Raw genomic sequence first — 21,355 nt, forward strand, 5'->3', positions numbered from 1 at the left:
GCCCCCGTGTCCCCTTCGTCTCGCCTCTCGGGGTCTCGTCGCCCCCGCCTCGCGTCACATGTCCTTCGAGACATGTAGAGCCATACGGCCATCGCCGGCCCGACTCGTGATTCGCCCGACGACGGGCGTGTCGCGGTCGGCCTCGTCGCTGCGCCTCCGGCGTCACGGCGAGCCGCAGATCCGGCGCTACGCGGCGATCTGGCGGCAAATGGTGGTTGGCACATGGCTTGCCCTTTGAGGCGCCACCGGAGACAGACCATGCGCGATAACTTACTCTACCGTCACTTCACTTCGTGGGCCCTCGCCCTCGGCGCGACCGCCTGCACCATCCAGGGCCCGGGTGGAGCCGAGACCGGCAGCGAGACCGAGACCACCGACCCGACGACGACCACGACGACCACCACCACCGCCACCGAGCCGACGACCGCGACCAGCGAGACGACGACCACCACCGACAGCACCACCGAACCCACGGGCGATCCCACCACCACCACCGGCGAGCCGCTCGAGCCGCCGGGCGAGGAGGCCGGCTCGGACAAGCCCCGCGACCCCGATCCGGACGCCAGCGCCGACGAGCTCGCCACCATGGCCGCCGACGAGCGTAGCTTCGCCCTCGATCTATTCAAGGCCTTGCCGCCCAGCGCGGACAACCGCGCCATCTCGCCGCTCAGCCTGCGGATCGCCTTCGGCATGCTGTACGAGGGGGCGCGCACGGTCTCGGAGCAGGAGATCGCCGACGTGCTGCACTTCTCGCTGGCCAAGCCGCGCCTCCACACCGCGTTCAACCGCATCGACCTCGACCTCGAGACCCGCAACCTCCCCGCCTCGGGCGAGGTCGAGGGCGACGACTCGGTCCGCCTCTCGCTCGTCAATCAGGTGTTCGGCCGGATCGGCATCGAGTGGTCGGCGCCGTTCCTCGACGCGCTCGCCATCCACTACGGCAGCGGCATGCGCCTCCTCGACTTCGCCGCCGACCCCGATGGGTCGCGCGTGGCGATCAACGGCTGGGTGGCGGACCAGACGTTCACCAAGATCGACGAGTTGCTGCCCCCGGGCTCGATCTTCCCCGACGTCACCGCCGTCCTCGTCAACGCGCTCTACCTCAAGGCTCCCTGGGATCACCCGTTCGAGAACGTCGACGAGAACGGCGTGTTCCACGACAAGGACGGCGTCGAGCTCACGGCGCCGATGATGTACGGGGTGTTCGAGAGTACGTCGTACTTCAAGGGTGACGGCGTCGAAGCGGCCGAGCTGCCGCTGCGCGGCGGCGAGCTGTCGCTGGTGTACATCCTCCCCGACGCCGGGACCTTCGACGCCTACGTCGCGGGCCTCGACGGCGTCAAGCTCGGCGAGGTCCTCGGCGGTCTGGCGCCGACCAACCTCGAGGTCCGGGTGCCCCGATTCGAGTTCGCCAACGCGTTCGCGCTGCGCGAGGTGCTGATCGCGCTCGGCATGGAGAAGACCTTCCAGCTCGGCGCCGCCGACCTCTCGGGCATGACCGAGCAGACGCAGATGGCGATCGCGGACGTCTATCACAACACCGTCGTCGCGGTGGACGAGAAGGGCGTCGAGGCCGCGGCCGCCACCGCGATCGTGGTCTTCGACTCCAGCGGCGGGGTCTTCGCCGAGACCGCCTTCACCGCCGACCGCCCGTTCCTCTTCGCCATCCGCGACCGCGGCACCGACACGCTGCTGTGGTTCGGCCGCGTGCTCACCCCGGGCTGAGCTCTTCTAAACATGTCCTTCAGGACATCTCATTTTTGAGATGCCCTGAAGGGCATGTCCAAAAGAACATACTCCGCCCCCCACAGATCGTCGCCTCCGCGATCCTTCGGCGATTCGACCCCGCGCGTCCGTGTCGGAGCCCGAGAGCGCACCGGCGCCCGCGGGAACCGCCGCAAGGCACCCAGCCGCCGTCTTTTGAAAATCTGACCCCCGCCGCAATTCTTCGGCCCGCCCCGGCGACTCCACGGGCGAGCGGGACGCCGCCGCGCTCGCCCTGACCCGAGGCGACCATGACGACCCATTGGCTCCCTGCTCTGTGTACCCGTCCCGCGCTGCGCTCGGCGCGGGCGTTCTTCACCCGCGCCTGCCTGGCCGCGCTGGCCGTGACCGCGGGCGCGTGCGACACCACGGAGCAGGCCGGGCCCGCCGCGGGCATCTTCGTCGGCCAGGCCGGAGACGTCCTGATCGCCGTCGTCGCCGCCGACGACCTCGTCACCGTCTTCGCCTGCGACGGCAGCTACGACTGGCTCGGCGTCCGCGCATGGTTTCACGGTCCGCTCGACGACGGCGCCGGCACCCTCACCAACGCCGATGGTGCCACCGTCGACCTCGAGATCCACGGCGACCGATTCAGCGCCGCGCTCCGCGGCGAGCTCGTCACCAACGGGCCCTACGACTTCACCGGGACCGCCGTCGCCGGCGACGAGGCGGGCCTCTACTGGGGCCAGGTCGACGGCTGGATCGGCGGCTGGATCATCGACGACGCCGGCGAACAACGCGGCGCCGCGATCCAGCGCAGCACGGACGACGCCGCGCTCGTCTACATCGAGCCGACCCAGACCGAGGTCGCGCTCGACGACGGGACCGTCCTCCCGCTCACCCGCATGACCGCCCCCATCAAGGTCGAGTGACCGCCGAGCCATGAGCCTCGCGCCACGAAAGGTCCGTCGCCCTCGCGGACGCGCATCTTCCCCTGCTGGCCGAACGCTACGGTCGCGCGGAAGCGCGTGACCGGCGATGACGTCCTGCGCTAACGTCGGCCCATGGCGAGCGAGTACACCACCGACACGATCGAGGTCCTCACGGGCTGCGCGGCGGTGCGCAAGCGCCCCGGCATGTACGTCGGCTCGCTCGACGACGGCACCGGCCCGCTGAAGCTGCTGCTCGCGGTCGTCGCTTATGCGATCGATCCGCGCCAGCCCGGCCGCTGCCCCCGCATCGAAGTCCGCGTCGACCCCGACGACTCCGTCACCGTCGCCGACGACGGCCCGGGCATCCCGGCCGGCTCGCTGGTCGACCTCCTCGAGCGCCCGCCCGTCCGCTCGAGCGCCCACTTCGGGCTCCGTGAGTCCGGCTTGCTGATGGCCAACGCGCTGAGCGATCCGTTCGAGGTCGACAGCGTCCACGCGGGCGAGCAGGCCACCGTCGCCTACGCCGGCGGCGTGCAGCGCGTTCCCCTGCGCGTGAGCGGGGCGTCGCGGCCGTCCGGCACGCGCATCCGGTTTCGCCCCGACCCGCAGATCTTCCCGAGCCCGCGCGTGCTCCGGCTCGAACTGACGCAGCGCCTCGAGGACCTCGGATTCCTGCTGCCACCGCGGGCGCTGACGTGGAGCTTCGCGGGTGAGCGCGCGACGGGGCTCGTCGAACGCGTCCGCGTCGAGGCCCGCGGACCGCTCGAGGACGCCGCGCACCACCAGGGCGAGTACGTGACGGACGCCGGCCCGACGACCGTCGAGGTCGCCCTCGCCTGGCGCACCGAGCCGTACGGGCGCCCGGCGCAGATCCTCGGCTACACCAACCTCGAGCGCGACGAGGATGGCCCGCACGTCCCCGGCCTGCTCGCGGCGATCCGCGATTTTAAACGTCCGCAGCGACCCCGGCCTCGAGGGGCTCGTGGCTGCGGTCAGCGTGCTGCACGACGATGCCCTCTACCCCATCCATACGAAGAAGAGGCTCATCCACTCGCCCCTGCTCCCCGCGGTGAAGGACGCGACCGCGACCGCCCTGCGGCGCTGGGCCGAGCGCTTCCCCGAGGCCGCCGACGCCCTGCGCAGCCGCATGAAGACGCCACGAGCCCGACGTCGATGACGGCGATGCGCCGACGCGCCGACGCGCTCCAGCGCGCGCTCGCAGCTTCGCGGGCATTCGAGCTACTTCGCGCCCGGCATGGGCGGCGCCCCGACTGCCCACCAGCCGTCGGGCACCAGCGCCCAGAACGACAGCGACAGGGCCATGAGCGCGAGCAGCGTCGCCACGGCCAGGCGTGAGCTCGCCCGGCTCCCGGCGAGCGCTCCGAGGCCCGGGCCGACCAGCAGGAGCGGCAGCATCGCTTGCGCCGGGCCCTGCGGGAACGCGTCGCCGGTGTTGCCGAGGCAGACGGCGATCCATGCGATCGTGAAGCCGGCGAAGGCGCCGGCGGAGGCGAGGAGCGAGCGGCGCAGGCGCGGCGACATGGGCATCGTCGGAACGGCGCCCCCCAGGCGGTATTCACCGCTCATGAGCCGGAGGCGGACCGCAGCCGATCCGCACGCAGTGCTCCGACGCACGCCGACTCGGGCACCGATACGGGCGCGATCGGTCATGCCGTATGGATGGCAGCCGCCGCCAATGTCATGTCCCGGGCGCCTCTCGGCGTCCTCGTCTTCACATAATGATCGCGCTGAATCGACATCGTTGACGGCGCTCGCCCGACGAGCAACGACGTCCCGCTGCAGCGCCGCGGACCCGACCTCGCGCCCTGGAGCGTCCCCAGCCCCGACGTCTCCGTCGATGTCGCCGCCGGGCCCGACGAGCGCATCGCCTTACCCGCATGGATCGATCTTCCATCGCAGGAGCGCCGTCCACCTCTACGACGGCAGCGGCCCTGCGCTGGAGTCCGTGTCCGTCCTCCCGAACCGCGAGCTCTCCCGGCCGTCGCCGGCAGGATGCCGGCCACGGCCACATGGGTCCTTCGCCTCGCCCTCGCTTCAGCGCACCCGCCGTCTCCTGCCATCATTTGCAGCAGCAATCCCGGCGGAACGAACGAGGCTCGGCGCCGCGATCTCCGACTGCCTACATTGCCATCAGCCGCCTCATCCGGCCCATCTTGCCGGCTCGGCCCATTTCGCCGGGCAGAGCCCGCTGATGTCCGACCCACACTTATTATTTGTTGACGGCCCACCGTCCTCGCGTGTGGGTCGTCGCCCGCGGCTCCATCTCGGGCTCCCCGCCCGCGGCCTGGTTGCCGTCTGCGGCGCCTGGCGCGTCCAGAACATCGTTTACAGCCCATGAGCCCGGTGTCTTTCGCCCGCGGAATGTGCGCAGTCTCAACATTTTTCGCACTTCGCGCACCGCCTCGGACACCTGTCCAGGAGAAAAGCGCGCGCGGCCTCGCCCAGGCCTGGGGCCCCCAAGTTGCCCCAGAAGCCCTCCTACCCCCGTTTTCGCCGCGTTCTCCGAAATCCTTGCACATTCCGGGCGGTGGGCGGCATTGGGCCTCTGACGATTTTTTCATTGCCGGCCTTGCGGGCCTGGATCAGCCAAGGTGCATGCAGCCCCGCAACAAGACCCTCTACATGCTCTCCTTCGTGTTCGCCGCGGCCTGCTCGCGCACCTCTCCGGACACCAGTTCGCCGGAGCCGGTCGTGGAACCTTCGCCGGCCGCGACCGCGCCGTCGGAGCGCAACACCGCCGACGACGAGATCTTCGGCGTCCTCGACGTGATCAACGAAGAGGCGGTGGCCCACGGCGAATACATGAAGAAGTGGGCCAAGACCCAGAAGGTCAAGGAGTTCGCGGCGATGATGATCAACGACCACGAGTTCGTGCGCGAGCGCGAAAAGAAGGTCCGCGACGCCCTCGACCTCTCGGCCACCAGCAGCCGGCTCGCCAGCGACATCGAGCAGGATTCGCGGCAGAAGCTCGACACCATGGGCAAGATCGACAAGGGCGATCCGCTCGACAAGGCCTACATCGACATTCAGGTCGACGTGCACGCCACCTGGCTGTCCGCGCTCGACAACAAGATGATCCCGTTCGCCCAGACCGACGAGCTGCGCGACGAGCTCGAAGAGGTGCGCAAGATCGTCGAGAGCCACTACAACCTGGCTGTCGAGATGCGCACCGACCTCAAGACGGCCGACAAGTAACGGCCAGGCGATCCTTGACTTGAATTGATCTGACTTCGACTCCTGCTTGGACTCATCGACCCTCGCACGATCGCCTGGGCCCGCAGTGCGGCCCGGAGCCGGGCAGGATCCGCGACCCCCTCTGACACCGACCCGTCGACCCCTTCGACACGAGCCGCGGACGGACACTCCTTACGGTCCACGGCCCCTCCATGCGGATCCTGTCCGGCCCTGAAACGGAGACCACCATGCTGCGCGACCTCACCGCTGATTCATCGCAGGCCCCGGCCCAGGGATCGGGCTACCGCCCCCTCACCGCTTATTTCCGCGACCTCTCCGAAGTCGACGTCATGACCAAGGAGGAGGAGACCGCCGCGGCCCGCAAGATCAACGAGCTCCGCAAGGGACTCTGGGTGGCGCTCCTCAACTACCCCCCGTTCGTCGAGCCGATCTGCGCCCTCGTGCGCCAGCGCCTGGACGTCGACGTGTGCCCCGCCGCCGCCGTGAACACGCTGGAGCAGAGCTCGCGGACCGTCCGCGACCGCGACCTGCGCTGCCACCACGACGCCTTCCAGGCCGCGCGCGACGAGCTGGCGAAGGCCATGATCGCCGCCGACGTCGACGGCGAGCTGGCCGACGCGATCCTCGCCGACCTCACCAGCCTCGAGGGCGACCGCAAGGCCGAGATCTCGCTGGCAGTCAACCCGCCGCGCCGCGGCAGCGTCCCGTTCGCCCGCTACGCATCCGAGGTCCGCAAGCAGCACGCCGCGCTGATGGCCGCCAAGAACGCGTTCGTGCGCGCCAACCTGCGCCTCGTGGTCGCGCTGGCGCGCCGCTTCCACCGCGGCAACGTCCCGCTGCAGGACCTCATCCAGGAGGGCAACCTCGGCCTGATGAAGGCCGTCGACCGGTTCGACCCGGCCCGCGGCTGCCGCTTCTCGACCTACGGCTCGTGGTGGATCCGCCACGCCATCAGCCGCTCGATCGCCGACAAGGCCCGCAGCGTGCGCCTGCCGGTCCACATGATCGACGCCTGCAACAAGGTCGCCAGGGCCCGCCGCGAGTTCGAGGCCCGCGAGGGCCGCGAGCCCACCGATCAGGAGCTCTCGGCCGTCAGCGGCGTCAGCCCGAGCGGATCTCCCGCATGGGCTGGTCGCTCATCGAGACCCCGCTGAGCCTCGCCCTGCCCGCCTCGCGCGAGGGCGAAACCAGCCTCGTCGACACCGTCGCCGACCCCGACCACGAGTCCGCGTCGGACGTGCTCGACCGCGAGCGGCTCCACGAGCAGCTCAAGAAGTCTTTTCCCAGCTCTCCCCGCTCGAGGCCGACATCCTGCGCAAGCGCGTCGGCCTCGACGGCGAGGAAGAGATGACGCTCAAGGAGATCGGCGCCGGCTACTCGCTGTCGCGTGAGCGAATCCGTCAGCTCCAGGAGGGCGCGCTCGCCAAGCTGCGCGCCGAGTTCTCGCGCCGTCACTTGATGTGACACGGCGGTCGGCGGCGCGGCGCGGACCCCAGGTCTCCCGCTCGCCCGCCCCGCGAGGTCGATCTTCGCACCCAAACGGGCCGAGCTCCCGATGCTCGCCCGCAGGACGATCTCCCGCTCGCGTCGCCGACCGATCATTTTTTTTACAAAAACAGAACAGACCCCGAGCGCTTCGACCGGGCCCTGCGCAGCCACTGGACCCGGTCGGAGCGCCGCTTTTTTCGCCTGTTCCCAAGGACAGGGCGCGCCGCCGCGGCGTTGCCGGGGCGCCGACACGGTCGGCCGCGCTCCCGGGTCGCGTGCCGAGCGCCGCGATTCGGCCATCGCCAGCCCATGCTGCCACCCCGGGCGCACCAGCCCCTCGCTCGCGCCCGCGTGAGCGAGCGCCCGCGCGAGCGAGCGCGGCCCAGGTGCGCCCCGGTCTCCGCATGTCCCTTGGAACATGTTCAACGATCGCCCCCCGGCCGCCTCGGACACCCCTCGCGCTCGTCGGCGCGCCCATGACATGTCCCTTCGGTCATCTTCCTCGCGCTCGTCGACGCACCCGGGACATGTCCCTTCGGTCATCGCCCCGGCCCGCTCGGCGCCCGGCGTTCGCCGTCGCGCCAGGCCATGGCATGTCCCTCAAGTCATGTCCATCGCGCTCGCGCCGCGATGCCACCATACGTCCCTCGGGACACCCGCATCGCACCCGCGCCCACTCGTCCGCGCGCGCCGGCGCATCCGGTGATTCCTGCTGTTGCGATCTGCCACTGTCGCGATCCTCCACACTTTCGTGCGACCCCGGAATTCCCGCTGAGAGCCCCTCGCAGGCGCAGCGGCGCCGTGTGCAGTACCGTCGAACCCATGCCCATGCTTCGCTCTCCTATCGCCGCACTCGCCGCCTCGCTCGCCCTCGCCGTGCCCGCCTGCGGCGACGATGCCGCCTCGCAGTCCACCGCCGCGACCGACGACACCACTGCCACGACCGACGACACCACTGCCGCGACCGACGACACCGCTGCCACGACCGACGACACCACCGCCGCGACCACCGAAGACACCACCGCAACGACCGACGCGCCAACCTCCACCGGCGAGCCCGACGGCGCCGCGATCGACGCCCCGGCCGAGACCTGGACCTGGGTCCCGTTCGCCGACGCGCGTTGTGCCAACGGCGAGACCACCGGCATCGGCGTCAACCTCACCACCCGCAGCGATCGCGTCGTCCTCTACCTCGAGGGCGGCGGCGCCTGCTGGGACGAGGCCACCTGCTACACCATGAACGCCAGCGCCCACGTCGCCGACGGCTACGGCGAGGCCGAGTTCGCCGCCGAATTCGACCCGCACCTGCCCAAGGTCATGACCGCGCAGATCTTCGACCGCGACGACCCGAACAACCCGTTCCGCGACATGAGCTTCGTCTACGTCCCCTACTGCACCGGCGACATGCACGGCGGCGACAACGTCGTCACCTACGGCGAGCGCACCACCATGCACGTCGGCGGCGCCAACCTGGTCGCCTACCTCGCGCGGCTCGTCCCGACCTTCCCCGCCGCCGAGCGCGTCTACCTCGTCGGCGCCAGCGCCGGCGGTTACGGCGGCACCTTCAACTGGTGGCGCGTGCAGCAGGCCTTCGGCGACGTGCGCGTCGACCTCGTCGACGACTCCGGCCCGCCGCTCGATCCGCCGTACCTCGCCAAGGAGCTGTCCGACACCTGGCGCGCCCAGTGGAACCTCGCCGCCTCGCTGCCGCCCGACTGCCCCGAATGCCTCGAGACGTTCGGCGCGATCTACGATTATTACGGCGCGAATCACACCACCCAGCGCTGGGCCCTCTTGTCATACACCCGCGACTGGATCGTGCCGATCTACTTCGGCTTCACGTTGGAAGAGTTCCCGCAGGCGATCGCGGAGATCGTGCAGAGCCACGTCGCCCCCTATGAAAACGCCGGCTACTTCCTGCTCGACGCCGTCGGCCACGTCCTTTTGACCGCGCCGCTGCCGATCACGAGCGGCGGCGTCGACCTGCAGGCCTGGCTCGGCCAGATGGTCGCCGACGACCCCGCGTGGGCCAGCGTCGACCCGTGACGGTCCGCGCCAATCACTGCAGGGCGAACACTGCGATGTTCGTCTCGAAGCCGGCCAGCAGCGTCGCGCCGGCATTCGCCAGCAGCACGTCGTCGGTGAAGAAGAAGCCGTCCGGCCCCTTCATCGCCAGCGGCGTGCGCCACTGCGGCCGACCCTCGAGGTCGAGCGCGTAAAGGGCCGGCGGGTCGTCCTCTTCGAGCCCGCCGCTGAAACCGAGCACGCGCTCGCCGACCTGCACCACCGCCCCCACGCCCCCCGTCTTCGTCGTCCACGCCTGGCGGCCGTCGCGGATCGCCCGCGTCTCGCCGTCGACGTGGACCACCACCGCCCCGTCGGGCAACAGCGCCAGCGCCTCGTTGTGGACCTCGTCCTGGTACGAGCGCCAGCGCCGGCAGCCGAGCGGCGGTCCCGGGCAATCGGGGCACTCGTCGAGCTCGCGCGAGTACAGCCGCTTCGGCTGCGGCCACCCGGACGGCGCGAACTCGGGGCCCGCGCAGGCCTCCGGCGCCAGCAGCACCACGTCGTCGTCGACCACCAGCGCCAGCCCGGCCGGTCCGAGCGCCGCCCCGCCGAGCGTCTCGTGGGCCCGGACCGACAGCAGCGTCTGCCACTCGCCGTCGAACACCCGCACCGCCCCGCCTTCGCGCAAGACTCGCCGATTGTCTGGCCCGAAGGACAGCTTCGCGTCGGAGTCGAACGTCTCCTCCGCCATGCGCCCGGCCGCGCGCAGGCAGCCGTTCTTGACGCAACGGCCGGGCTTCAGCCGGAACCACCGCGCCACGCTGTCGCCGACCCACAGCTCGTCCTGATCCGGCTCGACGATCGCCGCCCGGATCGGCTCGGCGAACTCGTCTTCCTCGCCGTCGGCGGGTAGGAGCGCCGCGCCGAGCTCGTGACCGTCGGCGAGCGCCAGCATCACCAGGCGATCGCGCCGCACGGCGGGATCTCTGCGCCACCACCACCACGTCGCCGGCCACCGCCAGCACCTGCCGCAGCTTCGCCCCGAACTTCCACGCGATCGCCCCGGCCCGCACCGCCACCAGCTCGCTGTTCACCAGCGCCAGCACTGTCCCGTCGCCGGCCACCTTCAAGCGGGACGGCTTGGCGGCGAACGTGAACGTCCACTGCGCCTGCGGCCCTGGCTGCAACGTCGGCGCCTTCGCCTCCGCGGCCGCCGGCGCCTCCGCGCTCGCCGGGCTCGTCGCCGGCACCGCGCCCGCGGCCTGCCCTCGCTCGCCCCCGCAGGCGGCGCTCATCCAAGCGATCGACACCACCCACCCGGCGAGCGCGCGCAGCGACATGCCGGCCGACTATCGTGATTCGCCCCGGTCCACCATCCCCGGGCGCGACCGAGGCTCCTCGATCCGCCTCGACCCGTCCCCCGGGTTTCCCACCGCCGCACGGCCCGCGTTCTCCCGCACACGCATCGCGGGGAATCCGGCCTCGCGCGACTGAAGTCTCCCGCGCTCCGCCGTCGGCCCGGCCTCACCCCCACGACCTCTCGCGGACGCCTCGCGCCTGGTCCGGCCTCGTCACGGCGCTGCCCCGCTCGCTCCTCCCGGCAGCCCTCGCTCGCCGCCACCTGCTGCGTCCCGCCTCGCGCCCGCTCCGCCTCGTCACGGCGCTGCCCTGCTCGATCCTCGCGGCAGCCTCACTCGCCGCCACCTGCGGCGTCCTCCTCGCGGATCGTCCGGCCTCGTCACGGCGCTGCCTCGCTCGCTCCTCGCGGCGGCCTCACGCGCCGCCCTCTGCGTCACTCCTCGCGGCTCGTCCGGCCCCACCGCGATCGCATCTCGGAGCGGGTCACCGGCTCGAGCTTGCCCGGCGCGATCGACCACATCAGCGTCGGCTCCCCGAACGGCAGCGGATCGGCCTCTGCGTTCCACGTGCGCCAGCCCTTGCCGTACGTCGAGCGCAGCTCGCCCGTCAGGGCCGTGTGAGCGGCGTCGGTCAGCCCGGGCGCCACCACCACCCCGCTGTCGATCTCCCCCACGTGCGCGTGCCAGTACTGGCGCTCGGACGCCGGCAGCGTCGCGTACAGCGACGCCGAGATCACGTACTCCACCCCCGCCAGGTGGGCGCCCTCGTCCGAGCCGTCGAACACCACGCACTGGCTGAAGTCGGCGTTGAGCTGGGCGCAGTAGAACAGGGCCCGGTCGGGTCGGCCGTCGCCCGGCGTCCCGGCCGCCTCGCGCTTGGCGCGGGTGTAGCCGTCGAGGACCAGCAGCAGCCGGTCGACCGGCGTGCGGTCCTGCGGCCCGAGCGTCCCTTCTTCGAGCGCGCGGACCGTCGCCCAGCGGCCCTGGTCGTCGCGCCGCGCCGGCCCCTCGCTGGCCGCCCCGTGGCTGGGCACGGCCGCTCCTGGCGGCGCGCTGCGGCCGTAGCAGTCCGCGAGCCCGAGCAGCGCGAACAGCGACGACCCGGCCCGGGCGGGGAGCAGCCCTCGCATGGGGTGGGCATGGCCTCGGCCGCGGCGGCGCGCCAGCGAGCCGGGCCACGCGAGGCGAACCGCCGGCGTCTTGGGACATGTCCTCAAAGACATCTTGCCGCGATTGCGGTCCGCCCGCGTCGCTCGCGCTGGGACGCGCGGACCGGGGGCGCGGCGAACGGGCCGCTCGGGTCTGCTTCGGCTATCCTGCCGCGCATGCCCGACCCCGGCGACGACCCGGACGACGCCTCGCGCGCGCCGCAGACCGCCGCGGCGCGCGAGGTCCGGCGGATCAAGACCGCGGCGCACGCGAAGCTGTTCGGCAAGGACGCCCGGGCTCAACCGCAGAAGATCGCGCGCTACGCCGTCCTGCAGTCGCTGGGCGTCGGCGGCATGGGCGAGGTCTACCTCGCCTACGACGACAAGCTCGACCGCAAGGTCGCCATCAAGCTGGTCCGGCTCGACCGCGACAGCGGGCTCGAGCGGGCCTCGTCGCGGCTCATCCGCGAGGCCCAGGCGCTGGCCCAGCTGTCGCATCCCAACGTCGTCCAGGTCTACGAGACCGGTAACTTCGAGGGCCGGGTGTTCATCGCCATGGAGTTCGTGCGCGGCGTCCACATGCGGCGCTGGCTCGAGACGGCCCCGCGGACCTGGCGGCAGGTGCTCGACGCCTACCTGCAGGCCGGCCACGGCCTCGCCGCCGCCCACCGCAGCGGCATGGTCCACCGCGACTTCAAGCCCGAGAACGTGCTCGTCGGCGACGACGGCCGGGTCCGCGTGGTCGACTTCGGCCTCGTCCGCAGCGCCCCCGACCCCGACGCGCCGCCCGACGTCGGCGAGAACGTGTCCGCCGAGGACCTCGAGCGCAGCTCGCGGCTGACCCAGAGCGGCGCGCTCATGGGCACGCCCTCGTACATGTCCCCGGAGCAGTTCCAGGGCCTGCGGGCCACCGACAAGAGCGACCAGTTCGCCTTCTGCGTCGCCGTCTACCGCGGCCTCTACGGCTGGCACCCGTTCGCCTCCGAGACCCGCGCCGAGCTCAAGCGCCGGATCATGACCGGCCTCATCGCCCCGCCGCCGCGCGACGCCAAGGTCCCGCCCGGCGTCTACACCGTGCTCGTCCGCGGCCTGCACGCCGACCCGGACCAGCGCTACCCGTCGATGGAGGCGCTCCTGGCCGCCCTGGCCGCCCCGCCGCGGCGCCGCCGGGTCGGCGTGGTCCTGGCCGCCGGTCTGGCCGGGCTCGCCGCCGTCGCCGTCGCCGCCGCCGCGCCGCGCTTCGACCACAGCTGCGAGTTCGCCGGCGCCGCCGAGCTGCCGCCGCCGGGTGCCGGCCTGGCCGGCGCCTTCGCCGGCGTCGACGTCCCGTTCGCCGCCGCCACCGCGGAGCGCGCCGGCGCGCAAATCGACCGCTACGCCGCCGTCCTCGGCCACGCCCGCGCCGCCGCCTGCTCGGGGCCGCTCGCCGCCGAGCCGCTGCGCGAGCGCCACCGCGCCTGCCTCGACCGGCGCACCCGCGACCTCGCGGTCGTCACGCGCGCTCTCGCGCGCCTGCGCCCCGAGCAGCTGGGCGACGCCGAGCGGATGGCCGAGTCGCTGCCCGACATCGCCCCCTGCTTCGACCCCGGTAACCTGGTCGGCCCCGGCCCCGCCCCGCCCGACCTCGCCGCCACCCTCGACGACGCGCGCGTCTCCGCCCTCGCCGGCCGCTACAACGACGCCACCCGCCAGGTCGACCGCGTCCTCAAGGAGGTCGGCGGCGACCCGCTGCGCGCCGAGGCGGCCGCCCTCCTCGGTCACATCTCCTGCGAGCGCGGGATCGCCCACCAGGGCCGCGACCAGCTCGCCACCGCCCTCCAGCTCGCCATCAGCCACCGGGACGACGACCTCGTCGCCGACGTCCAGCGCCTCCTCGCCGAGTGCACCGACGACGAGGCGACCGCCCGCCTCGCCGGCGCCGCCGCCGAGCGCCTGCGCGACCCGAGGCGGCTCACCGAGGTCGCCCTGCTGCGCGCCGAGCTGCTGGCCGCCCACGGCGACCCGACGAGCGCCCAGATGCTGCTGCGCGACACCCTCGCCCGCGCCGCCGACCGCCCGGCCACCGCCGCCCGCATCGAGATGCTGCGCGGCCGCATGCTCGCCCTCCAGGGCGGCAACCACGAGGCCCGCGCCCACCTCGACCAGGCCATGAGCCTGCTCGCCGGCCTGCCGCGCCACCCGGCCGTCGCCGACGTGCTGGAGGAGCGGGCCCGCCTGCACCTCCGCCTCGGCGAGAAGACCGAGGCCCGCCTCCGCTTCGGCGAGGCCCTGGCGATCCGCACCGCCCTGCCGGGCCAGGAGGCCGCCCTCGCCCGCCTCCACCTCGCCCTCGCCGACCTCGCCGCCGCCGCCGACGAGCGCAGCCGGGCCCATCGCCACTACGCCGAGGCCGTCGCCCTCGCGGGTCGCCTCCCCGACCTCCTCCCCGGCCAGGACCTCGCCCGCGCCCAGCTCGCCCGCGACACCGCCACCGGCCGCAACCCGGCGACGCCGCCGCGCCTGCCTTGACGTGTTCTTGTGGACATGTCCCGAGCGACCTGTCCGCAAGAGCGAATCACTCGCCGCCGAGACTTGCTGTCTCGAAGGGCCGCGAACCCATCTGTCCTTTCGGCCAGCCAGCCGTCCGCGTCAGCCCGGGCCCTGAAATCCGCCGGCGCGGAACGTCAGCACCAGCGTGTCGCGGTGCCCGCCGGGCTCGCCGAGCGGCTGGATCGGCGTGGCCTCGTGGATCACCCGCGCGTCGTCGAGGAGCAGCAGCGTCCACGGCTCGCTCATCATGAAGCGCAGGCCGTGCGGGCCCTCGGCCTCGAACACGCGCGTCTCGCCGCCCTTGATCGCCTCGCGCGCGACCAGCAGCACCGCGACGAAGTCCACCCCGTCGCGGTGCGCGCCCTCGGGGGTCGGGCGGCCGATGCCGTCCGCGGTGTCGATGCGGAACTGGTGCGCCTCGACGTACCAGCGCGGCACCGCCGGCGCGGCGGCGCTGCACACCGCGCCCAGCCGCTGCAACAACGCCGACCACACCGGCAGCTCCGTCACCTGCGGCAGCATCGGCTCGAACCACCGCTCCAGACCGCCGTGCAGCGCGTTGTACTCGAGCGGCTGCCAGTGCGCGCGGTGGGGCGTGGCCTCGACCCGCGGCCCCTCGACGACGAAGCACGAGTGGCGGCGCCGGCGGTAACGCCCGCCGTCGCGCAGGTACGTGTCGGGCGGGAGCTCGTCCCACGACGGCGCCAGCGCCTGCAGGCCGCCGAGCCCCTGGGGCAGCCAGGACGCCAGAGTTCGGGCAGCCACGATCGCGTAACCATCGCGGCGGAGGGCGGCCTCGACGTCGCCCGGGTCGGTGTAGGGAGGATCAGCGGGGTCATGCGGGCGGGAGCGGCGGCGCGAATGTACCAGCATCGCGGCGCCTCCGCGGAGCCGCGCACGTCCCGGCGGCCGGCCCGTCCGCCGTGAGCGTCCTGCGAGATCGCTCCGACGAGCAGAATAAACTGTCCCGAAGACCAGGTTGACTGCGCGACCCGGCGCCCGGGTCCGCGCCGTCGACCTGAAGCCGATCGACTCGCGGCCGGCCGCCCAGGTGACGGAGACACCGAGGGTCTCGAGACGAGCCACGAGCCCGCCGCCGCGACTCACGGCGAAGCCGCGGCGTGCTCCTCGCCGATGCTCTCGCGGCGAGCCGCGAGGATCCCGCCGGCCTGAACCTGGCCCGTCACAGTGCGTCCAGTCGACGCTCGCGCCATCCGCGGAGACGGTCTCGCGGCACCGACGAGCCTGGCGCAGCTCAGAAGCCGGCGGCGTCGTGGACGATCACCACGTCGATGCTACGCTGCGCGACCTCGTCGCAGCTGATCGGCTCGAGCAGCTCGCTCGCGTGGCCGAGCCGGATGTCGGTCCGTACCGGGAAGCCGAAGCTGTGCTTCTCGCCGTTCTGGACCTTCACATAGGCCTTTGTGTCCCCGATCCAGTGCTCGTAGTGCAGGTCGAGGGCCTGCCGCGATCCGCACGGATCGGGCTGCGGCCCGCCGGACTCGTTCATCTCCAAAAAGACTTCGAGCCCGAAGTACTCCTCGGGCGAGATGCCCGGCGGCGCGAGCTCGTCGGCCCGCACTGCCCAGAAGTCGGTGAGGCCGCCGGTGATCTGCAACCACTCGCGGTCCCACGGCGCCGGCTCGGTGTGATAGACGATCTTCATCTGGCTGCCCTGAAGCCACGTATAGTTCCAAAATGGCAGCAGCGCATAATGCAGCACGACGGTCTCCTGGACCCCGAGGACGAGGCAGGAGAAGGTGACGGAGACCTCCGGTTCGCCTCCCTGCGAGGAGAGGAGCGTGCACGTGAGCGTCAGATCCATGTCCGCAGCCTGCGGCGGGACCTCGAGGCACCACGCGGTGTCCTTACCGCCCTGATCGAGCTGACACGGACCGCCGCCAGTGTCCGGGTCGCCGGAGCTCGAGCCCGAATCCTCTGTCGTGCCAGCAGTATCGAGCCCGGTCGTCGTGAGCCCGGTCGTCGTGAGCCCGGTGCTGGTGAACCCGGTCGTCATGAACCCGGTCGTCGTGAGCCCGGTCGTATCGACCGGACCTGTCGCGCCAGTCGTGGTGACTTCGCCCGTCGTCGCGTCGCCCGTCGTGGTGGTGGCGACGGGCCCGGTGCTCCCGGTGCTCCCGGTCGTCGGCATGGCCTCGTCCGTGGTCGAGCCCGGCGCACCGCTCGCGGTGCCTGGCCCGGACGTGGTCTCGGTATCCTGGTCCTTGGACGGACACGCCGCGAGCAAGGCGAGCGGGAGCACAGCGAGACCGCGCGAGGAGCGAAGCATGACCGGCCGCAGTGTCACCTCCGCCGCGGAGCCCCGCAAGCGCCGCCGCCCCCGCATCACCGAAGCCCACGGTCACCAACCTGCGAGGTGCCTCGCGCCCCCGTCAGGCGGCCCAGACGGAGCGATATCGCAGGGGATCCAGCAGGCGTGGCCTTGGGGGCCGCGAAACCGCCCCGGCGAAAAAACCCGCCGCGACGCATCACCGGAGGCGATGGCGCGAGTGGAGCAGCGCGGCAGATCCGTCGGCAAACCACGAGAGCCCCGGGCGTCGGCGCCCCGGCGCCAAGAATGCCCAAGTCACCGCTGGCCGACGCGGTACACTCGGCGCATGACGCCCGCGCCGACCCACCGCATCGAGCCGCTGCCGGTCGCGGTCCCCGGTGTCGTCGCGCTGCGCTCGCACAGCGATCAGTCCTACACCGGCCTGAAGGACACCTACATGATCAGCCGCTTCGAGGCGGGCACCTCGGAGTTCTGGACCCACGGTCGCGCGTGGGAAGGTCGGCCCGGCGCGGTCGTCTTGCACGAGCCCGGTGATGTCCACCGCGACGTGCGGCGCCACGGCGTCGTCACGTACCAGATGATCCGCCTCTCGCCCGCCGTGGTCGAGCAGGTCACCTCGCGCGTGCGCTTGCAGGCCTGCCTCGAACCGGACGATCCGCGGGCCGCCGCGCTCCATCGCCTGCACGACGCGGTCGCCGGGGGCGCCGATCGCTTCGCGCTCGAGTGTGCGCTCGCGGAGGCGATCGACACCATCGCCGACGTGTCCGTGACGAGGGAGCGTGCCCATGCCCACACGCGACCGGTGCGCCGCGCGCTCGAGCTGATCCGCGAGCGACTCGCCGAGCCGCTCACCCTCGATGAGCTCGCGCGTGAAGCCGGCCTCGACAAGTTCCATCTGTGTCGCGCCTTCCGGGCCCAGGTCGGCATGCCGCCGCACGCCTACCTGACCCAGCTGCGGATCCTGCACGCCAAGGAGATGCTCGCCGCCGGCGCCAAGCCGAAGGACATCGCCCCGCGCGTCGGGCTCTACGATCAGAGCCAGCTCAACCGTCACTTTCGCCGCATCGTCGGCATGACCCCCGGGCAGTTCGCGCGCGGCTCGTAGAAATCGCCAAGAACCGCCAAGCCAGGGCCACCTGCGCCTCGCTATGGTGGTCCCATGAAAATCTTCGTCACCGGTGCCACCGGCTTCATCGGCTCCGCCATCGTGCAGGAGCTCTTGCGTGCAGGCCATCGCGTCCTCGGCCTCGCGCGCTCGGACGCCGCCGCGGCCGCAGTCGCCGCAGCAGGCGCCGAACCCCATCGCGGCGACCTCGAGGACGCCGCCTCGCTGCGTGCGGCCGCAGCCGCGAGCGACGCCACCGTCCACACCGGCTTCATCCACGACTTCACTCGATACAAAGAAGTGTGCGACACCGATCGCCGCGTCATCGAAGCTCTCGGCGCCGCGCTCGTCGGCACGCAGCGGCCCTTGCTCGTGGCCTCCGGCGTCGTCCTCCCCGGCCGCAAGACCGGCGTCACCGAGGAGGACCGCGCCACGGCCAGCCCCGACGCGCTCCCCCGCGTCGCCACCGAGCTGGCCTGCGACGAGCTCGCCGCCCGCGGCGTGCACGTCGGCGTCCTGCGCTTCCCGCCCACCGTCCACGGCGAAGGCGACCACGGCTTCGTCCCGATGCTGATCGACCTCGCCCGCAAACAGGGCGCCTCCGCCTACATCGGCGAGGGCCAGAACCTGTGGCCCGCGGTGCATCGCTTCGACGCCGCGACCCTCGCCCGACTCGCCCTCGCGCAGCCGTTCGCCCCGGGCACGCGGTTCCACGTCGTGGCCGAGGAGGGCGTCCCATTCAAGGCGATCGCCGAAGTGATCGGCCGCCGCTTGCAGGTCCCCGTCATCAGCAAGACCCCGGCCGAAGCAGCCGCCCACTTCGGCTGGTTCGCCCACTTCGCCGCGCTCGATTGCCGCGCGTCGAGCAAGCGCACGCGCGAGACCCTCGGCTGGACGCCGGTACAACCGGACCTGCTCGCAGACCTCGATCGCCCGCCGTACTTCGCCCAGGGCTGAGAGGCTACGCAGCTGTCCAGCCTGGCTCGCCAAACCGCTTGGAGGTCATCCCAGGCGCCGATGGCGTCGACGCCGCGGAGTGGAACGACAATGGGTGGCACCCGCCCGCCGAGACCGTCACGAGCACGCCTGCCGCGTAGAGCTCGAGGTCGCTGGGATGTGTATCACATTACCGACACTATTCTTGGTACCACCCCGACGAGCGCGAAACAAGGCACCCGCGCGAGACCTACCCGTGCGATGGATCGAATGCGGCATGGGCGCGGGCGACCTCGGCTTCGCGCATACGCTCGAGCGATCACAGGATTGCCCCGAAGACGGTTACGCCCTCGTGTCCTGACCTACGGCCCACACGCGCTCTGCCGCGGCGCGGGCGCTGCGACGCGCCGCGGCGGACCACGACGAGGTCGCGCTCGACTCGCTGTCATCGACGAATGCCTGGCGATTCGGTCTCCGGCGCTCGTCGGCCCGACGACCTGGACAACGAGCCCAGACAGCCTCGCAGGGCCTCCTGGAGGTTTCGGTACACGAGCAGGCCCGCCATGTCGACGCCCAGCTCGGTCAGCGTCTGCGCGATGCCGGGCTGGACCCCGCACAGCAGGCCCCGCGCGCCGAGCAGGCTGACCGCGCGGGTGATCCGCAGGATCTGGTCGGCCGTCGTCGTGTCGATCGCGTCGACGCCGGTGAGATCGAGGATGGCGAAGCGAGCGCCGAGGTTGCTGACCTCGTGGAGGAGGCGGTCCATGATCTGCGTCGCCCGCTCCGGATCGAGCGCCCCCACGACCGGCAAGGTAATGATGTCGTCCCACAGCTGAATGATCGGGGTGGAGAGGACGCGAATGGCCTCGTCCTGTTGGGCGATGCGGGCCAGCTTCTCGCGCAGATCGTTCTCGCGCTGCTTGATGTCGGTGATGTTGCGGAACGCCCCGTAGATCCGCGTGAGCTTGCCGTCCGTGTAATAGGGGCGGCCGGTCGCATGGACGTTGATCCGCCGGCCGGTGTACGTAATGAGGTCGAGCTCGACGTCGAACGTCTCCCCGGCCTGGCAGCGGGCGACCGCTTCGCTGATGACGGGGACGTGCTCGGGGGCGTAGAAACCGATCGCTTGCGCGAGGTCGGGCACATAGCCCGGCGGGACCTCATGGATGCGGTGCGTCTCCTCGGTCCAGTAGAGCTCGTTGGCGACCAGATCGATCTCCCAGCCGCCGACCTGCGCGGCCGACTGCGTCTGCAGCATCAGCTCGGTGTCACGCTGCGCTCGCTCCTTCGCCCGCCGCTGCTCCGTCATGTCGCGGACGACGCCCAGGAGCCGCCATCGACCGGGATGAGCTGCGGGGCGAGCATGGCTGCGCTCGTGCAACCATCGCGTCTCACCTGCGACCGACACGCGGTACTCCAGCTCGACGAGCGCGTCCGGGGCCGCCATCTGTCGCTTTCGCGCGGCCTCGACCCCGGCGCGGTCGTCCGGGTGAATCGCCGCGAGCCAGGCGCCGACGGTGGGCGGGGCCCCGGCGGGCAGCATTGCCTGCAGGCGCGGCGAGTAGATGGCGGGCGCGTCATCCTCGAGTGGGTCCGCCGGATCGAGTTCGGCAATTCCCAAACTCCATCCCCGGCGATCTCCATCGCCCACACGGCGAGCTCTGGCGTGAGCGTATCGGTTGCTGTCGACGAGGTGAGCGCCATGAAAACCCTGGCCGGAAGTTACGAGACCCGCGCACGACCTGTCCAGCGATACCTGAGGCGCTTGGCGGCCGGGCCGCCTCGCTCTGCTCATGCGGGTACAGAGCGTCCGCGCCCATTGCGAGTGAAACTTGTTACAAAGGTCGTCATCGTGCTCACTGGACCGACTGAGGTATCGCTCCGCTTCAGAGCCCACATATTGGACACTCGGCGCTGTAGGTCGCAAATGCGCGCGCGGCGCCCCTAGGGTCACATCAATCTCGGGGCCGGCGACGAGTAGGAGAGAGCATGCCACCCGCCGCGACCGTGCAATACGGTGCGAGCACATGGAAAACCTGTTCCATGCGCGTCAGCGGCGCCGAGCCATTCCGCCCCGAGAGTCAGGTGCCGAACTCGTCCCTCGAGCGCGACCACGGTGTAGACCTTGCCGGCCTCGTACGACAATGCGGGCACCTCGAACACCGCGTCCTCGATCGGGCTGCCGTCGGCCGAGATCGAGAACGAATACTCGCCCGCCGGGACGGTGACGGTGCCGGAGCTCCTGAGCGCCAAGCCGTCGACCACCAGTCGGGTCGACCAGTCCTGCGAATCGCCGCCGCGCGCCTCACTCGATCGAGTCGTCGTCGAATGGTGCGAGCCCGGACTTCCCGTTCAAGGCCTCCGGCAGCGCGGACGTGCCCGATTCGGACCTCGTGGTCGGCCTCGACATCGACAATGACGCGACCCCGGACGCGGTGTGGAACGTCCCCGGCGCCGCCCTCACCCCCGCGCTCGGCGGGCTCGTGCACGTGTTCGCCTACAGCGACGAGCAGGACACCCCGTCGCTGCAGGTCGTCGCCGCCGACGGCCCGGCCGTGCAGCTCGATCCGGGCTGAGCCGCCCGCGACGGGCGCATGTCTCTTCGGACATGCCGGGCGCGGCGCGGGCCGTCCGGGTGC

At 71.7% G+C, this 21,355-nt stretch carries 19 protein-coding genes; 13 read left to right on the forward strand and 6 right to left on the reverse strand.

Annotation, left to right across the window (positions count from 1 at the left end; translation table 11 throughout):
• Nucleotides 1-258: 258 nt before the first annotated feature.
• From OV079_RS26180 to OV079_RS26215, 8 genes are all read left to right on the forward strand, one after another.
• Nucleotides 259-1,725: a serpin family protein gene (locus OV079_RS26180; RefSeq protein ID WP_267771637.1), complete on the forward strand. Its 1,467-nt coding sequence runs from the start codon at nt 259-261 to the stop codon at nt 1,723-1,725.
• 290 nt (nt 1,726-2,015) lie between these two features.
• Nucleotides 2,016-2,636: a hypothetical protein gene (locus OV079_RS26185; protein WP_267771638.1), complete on the forward strand. Its 621-nt coding sequence runs from the start codon at nt 2,016-2,018 to the stop codon at nt 2,634-2,636.
• A gap of 132 nt (nt 2,637-2,768) precedes the next feature.
• On the forward strand, nt 2,769-3,992 hold the full coding sequence (locus OV079_RS26190) for a DNA topoisomerase IV subunit B family protein (RefSeq protein WP_267771639.1): 1,224 nt from the start codon (nt 2,769-2,771) through the stop codon (nt 3,990-3,992).
• A gap of 1,260 nt (nt 3,993-5,252) precedes the next feature.
• Nucleotides 5,253-5,852, forward strand: coding sequence for a DUF4142 domain-containing protein (locus OV079_RS26195; protein WP_267771640.1), 600 nt, complete (start codon nt 5,253-5,255; stop codon nt 5,850-5,852).
• 191 nt (nt 5,853-6,043) lie between these two features.
• Nucleotides 6,044-7,006, forward strand: a complete 963-nt coding sequence (locus OV079_RS26200) for a sigma-70 family RNA polymerase sigma factor (protein ID WP_267771642.1) — start codon at nt 6,044-6,046, stop codon at nt 7,004-7,006.
• Nucleotides 6,976-7,203, forward strand: coding sequence for a sigma-70 family RNA polymerase sigma factor (locus OV079_RS26205; RefSeq protein ID WP_267771643.1), 228 nt, complete (start codon nt 6,976-6,978; stop codon nt 7,201-7,203). Before OV079_RS26200 ends, OV079_RS26205 begins: the two co-directional genes overlap by 31 nt.
• A complete protein-coding gene (locus OV079_RS26210; RefSeq protein ID WP_267778644.1) occupies nt 7,164-7,316 on the forward strand; it encodes a sigma factor-like helix-turn-helix DNA-binding protein in 153 nt (50 codons plus the stop codon). Before OV079_RS26205 ends, OV079_RS26210 begins: the two co-directional genes overlap by 40 nt.
• An 846-nt stretch (nt 7,317-8,162) precedes the next feature.
• A complete protein-coding gene (locus OV079_RS26215) occupies nt 8,163-9,386 on the forward strand; it encodes a pectin acetylesterase-family hydrolase (RefSeq protein ID WP_267771644.1) in 1,224 nt (407 codons plus the stop codon).
• A 13-nt stretch (nt 9,387-9,399) separates the two neighbouring features.
• Here the strand turns inward: OV079_RS26215 and OV079_RS26220 are convergent, their stop codons facing one another.
• A complete protein-coding gene (locus OV079_RS26220; RefSeq protein WP_267771645.1) occupies nt 9,400-10,323 on the reverse strand; it encodes a hypothetical protein in 924 nt (307 codons plus the stop codon).
• Nucleotides 10,324-10,499: 176 nt separating this feature from the next.
• On the opposite strand from OV079_RS26220, the gene OV079_RS26225 reads away from it, so the two are divergent.
• Nucleotides 10,500-10,841, forward strand: a complete 342-nt coding sequence (locus OV079_RS26225; RefSeq protein WP_267771646.1) for a hypothetical protein — start codon at nt 10,500-10,502, stop codon at nt 10,839-10,841.
• 298 nt (nt 10,842-11,139) lie between these two features.
• Here OV079_RS26225 and OV079_RS26230 read toward each other — a convergent pair whose 3' ends face one another.
• Nucleotides 11,140-11,835: a DUF1264 domain-containing protein gene (locus OV079_RS26230; RefSeq protein WP_267771647.1), complete on the reverse strand. Its 696-nt coding sequence runs from the start codon at nt 11,833-11,835 to the stop codon at nt 11,140-11,142.
• A 195-nt stretch (nt 11,836-12,030) separates the two neighbouring features.
• On the opposite strand from OV079_RS26230, the gene OV079_RS26235 reads away from it, so the two are divergent.
• Nucleotides 12,031-14,361: a serine/threonine-protein kinase gene (locus OV079_RS26235; protein WP_267771648.1), complete on the forward strand. Its 2,331-nt coding sequence runs from the start codon at nt 12,031-12,033 to the stop codon at nt 14,359-14,361.
• A 120-nt stretch (nt 14,362-14,481) separates the two neighbouring features.
• On the opposite strand, the gene OV079_RS26240 is transcribed toward OV079_RS26235, so the two are convergent.
• Nucleotides 14,482-15,255 carry a 2OG-Fe dioxygenase family protein gene (locus OV079_RS26240; protein WP_276602806.1) on the reverse strand — a complete coding sequence of 258 codons (774 nt, stop codon included), beginning with the start codon at nt 15,253-15,255 and terminating at the stop codon, nt 14,482-14,484.
• Nucleotides 15,256-15,637: 382 nt separating this feature from the next.
• On the reverse strand, nt 15,638-16,534 hold the full coding sequence (locus OV079_RS26245) for a hypothetical protein (protein WP_267771651.1): 897 nt from the start codon (nt 16,532-16,534) through the stop codon (nt 15,638-15,640).
• A 466-nt stretch (nt 16,535-17,000) separates the two neighbouring features.
• Here OV079_RS26245 and OV079_RS26250 point away from each other — a divergent pair, with 466 nt between their 5' ends.
• Complete coding sequence (locus tag OV079_RS26250) at nt 17,001-17,780, forward strand: AraC family transcriptional regulator (RefSeq protein ID WP_267771652.1); 780 nt, start codon at nt 17,001-17,003, stop codon at nt 17,778-17,780.
• Between the two features lie 54 nt (nt 17,781-17,834).
• The gene (locus tag OV079_RS26255; RefSeq protein ID WP_267771653.1) at nt 17,835-18,737 is read left to right on the forward strand and encodes an SDR family oxidoreductase; all 903 of its coding nucleotides are present in this window, start codon (nt 17,835-17,837) and stop codon (nt 18,735-18,737) included.
• A gap of 424 nt (nt 18,738-19,161) precedes the next feature.
• Here OV079_RS26255 and OV079_RS56235 read toward each other — a convergent pair whose 3' ends face one another.
• Nucleotides 19,162-20,712, reverse strand: a complete 1,551-nt coding sequence (locus tag OV079_RS56235; protein ID WP_267771654.1) for an STAS domain-containing protein — start codon at nt 20,710-20,712, stop codon at nt 19,162-19,164.
• Nucleotides 20,667-20,969, reverse strand: a complete 303-nt coding sequence (locus OV079_RS26265) for a hypothetical protein (protein WP_267771655.1) — start codon at nt 20,967-20,969, stop codon at nt 20,667-20,669. The genes OV079_RS56235 and OV079_RS26265 overlap by 46 nt, the downstream gene beginning before the upstream one ends.
• A 122-nt stretch (nt 20,970-21,091) precedes the next feature.
• Between OV079_RS26265 and OV079_RS26270 the strand changes: the two genes are divergently transcribed.
• The gene (locus OV079_RS26270; RefSeq protein WP_267771656.1) at nt 21,092-21,292 is read left to right on the forward strand and encodes a hypothetical protein; all 201 of its coding nucleotides are present in this window, start codon (nt 21,092-21,094) and stop codon (nt 21,290-21,292) included.
• The last annotated feature ends 63 nt before the right edge of the window (nt 21,293-21,355 follow it).

Source organism: Nannocystis pusilla (assembly GCF_026626665.1).
In the GTDB taxonomy this organism is placed as follows: domain Bacteria; phylum Myxococcota_A; class Polyangia; order Nannocystales; family Nannocystaceae; genus Nannocystis; species Nannocystis pusilla.

Coding starts and splice junctions, on each gene's coding strand:
- OV079_RS26230 (WP_267771647.1), bottom strand. CDS start 11,835: ATGCGAGGGCTGCTCCCCGCCCGGGCCGGGTCGTCGCTGTTCGCGCTG.
- OV079_RS26180 (WP_267771637.1), top strand. CDS start 259: ATGCGCGATAACTTACTCTACCGTCACTTCACTTCGTGGGCCCTCGCC.
- OV079_RS26190 (WP_267771639.1), top strand. CDS start 2,769: ATGGCGAGCGAGTACACCACCGACACGATCGAGGTCCTCACGGGCTGC.
- OV079_RS26200 (WP_267771642.1), top strand. CDS start 6,044: ATGCGGATCCTGTCCGGCCCTGAAACGGAGACCACCATGCTGCGCGAC.
- OV079_RS26185 (WP_267771638.1), top strand. CDS start 2,016: ATGACGACCCATTGGCTCCCTGCTCTGTGTACCCGTCCCGCGCTGCGC.
- OV079_RS26245 (WP_267771651.1), bottom strand. CDS start 16,534: ATGCCGACGACCGGGAGCACCGGGAGCACCGGGCCCGTCGCCACCACC.
- OV079_RS26205 (WP_267771643.1), top strand. CDS start 6,976: ATGGGCTGGTCGCTCATCGAGACCCCGCTGAGCCTCGCCCTGCCCGCC.
- OV079_RS26255 (WP_267771653.1), top strand. CDS start 17,835: ATGAAAATCTTCGTCACCGGTGCCACCGGCTTCATCGGCTCCGCCATC.
- OV079_RS26240 (WP_276602806.1), bottom strand. CDS start 15,255: ATGCTGGTACATTCGCGCCGCCGCTCCCGCCCGCATGACCCCGCTGAT.
- OV079_RS26195 (WP_267771640.1), top strand. CDS start 5,253: ATGCAGCCCCGCAACAAGACCCTCTACATGCTCTCCTTCGTGTTCGCC.
- OV079_RS26215 (WP_267771644.1), top strand. CDS start 8,163: ATGCCCATGCTTCGCTCTCCTATCGCCGCACTCGCCGCCTCGCTCGCC.
- OV079_RS26235 (WP_267771648.1), top strand. CDS start 12,031: ATGCCCGACCCCGGCGACGACCCGGACGACGCCTCGCGCGCGCCGCAG.
- OV079_RS26250 (WP_267771652.1), top strand. CDS start 17,001: ATGACGCCCGCGCCGACCCACCGCATCGAGCCGCTGCCGGTCGCGGTC.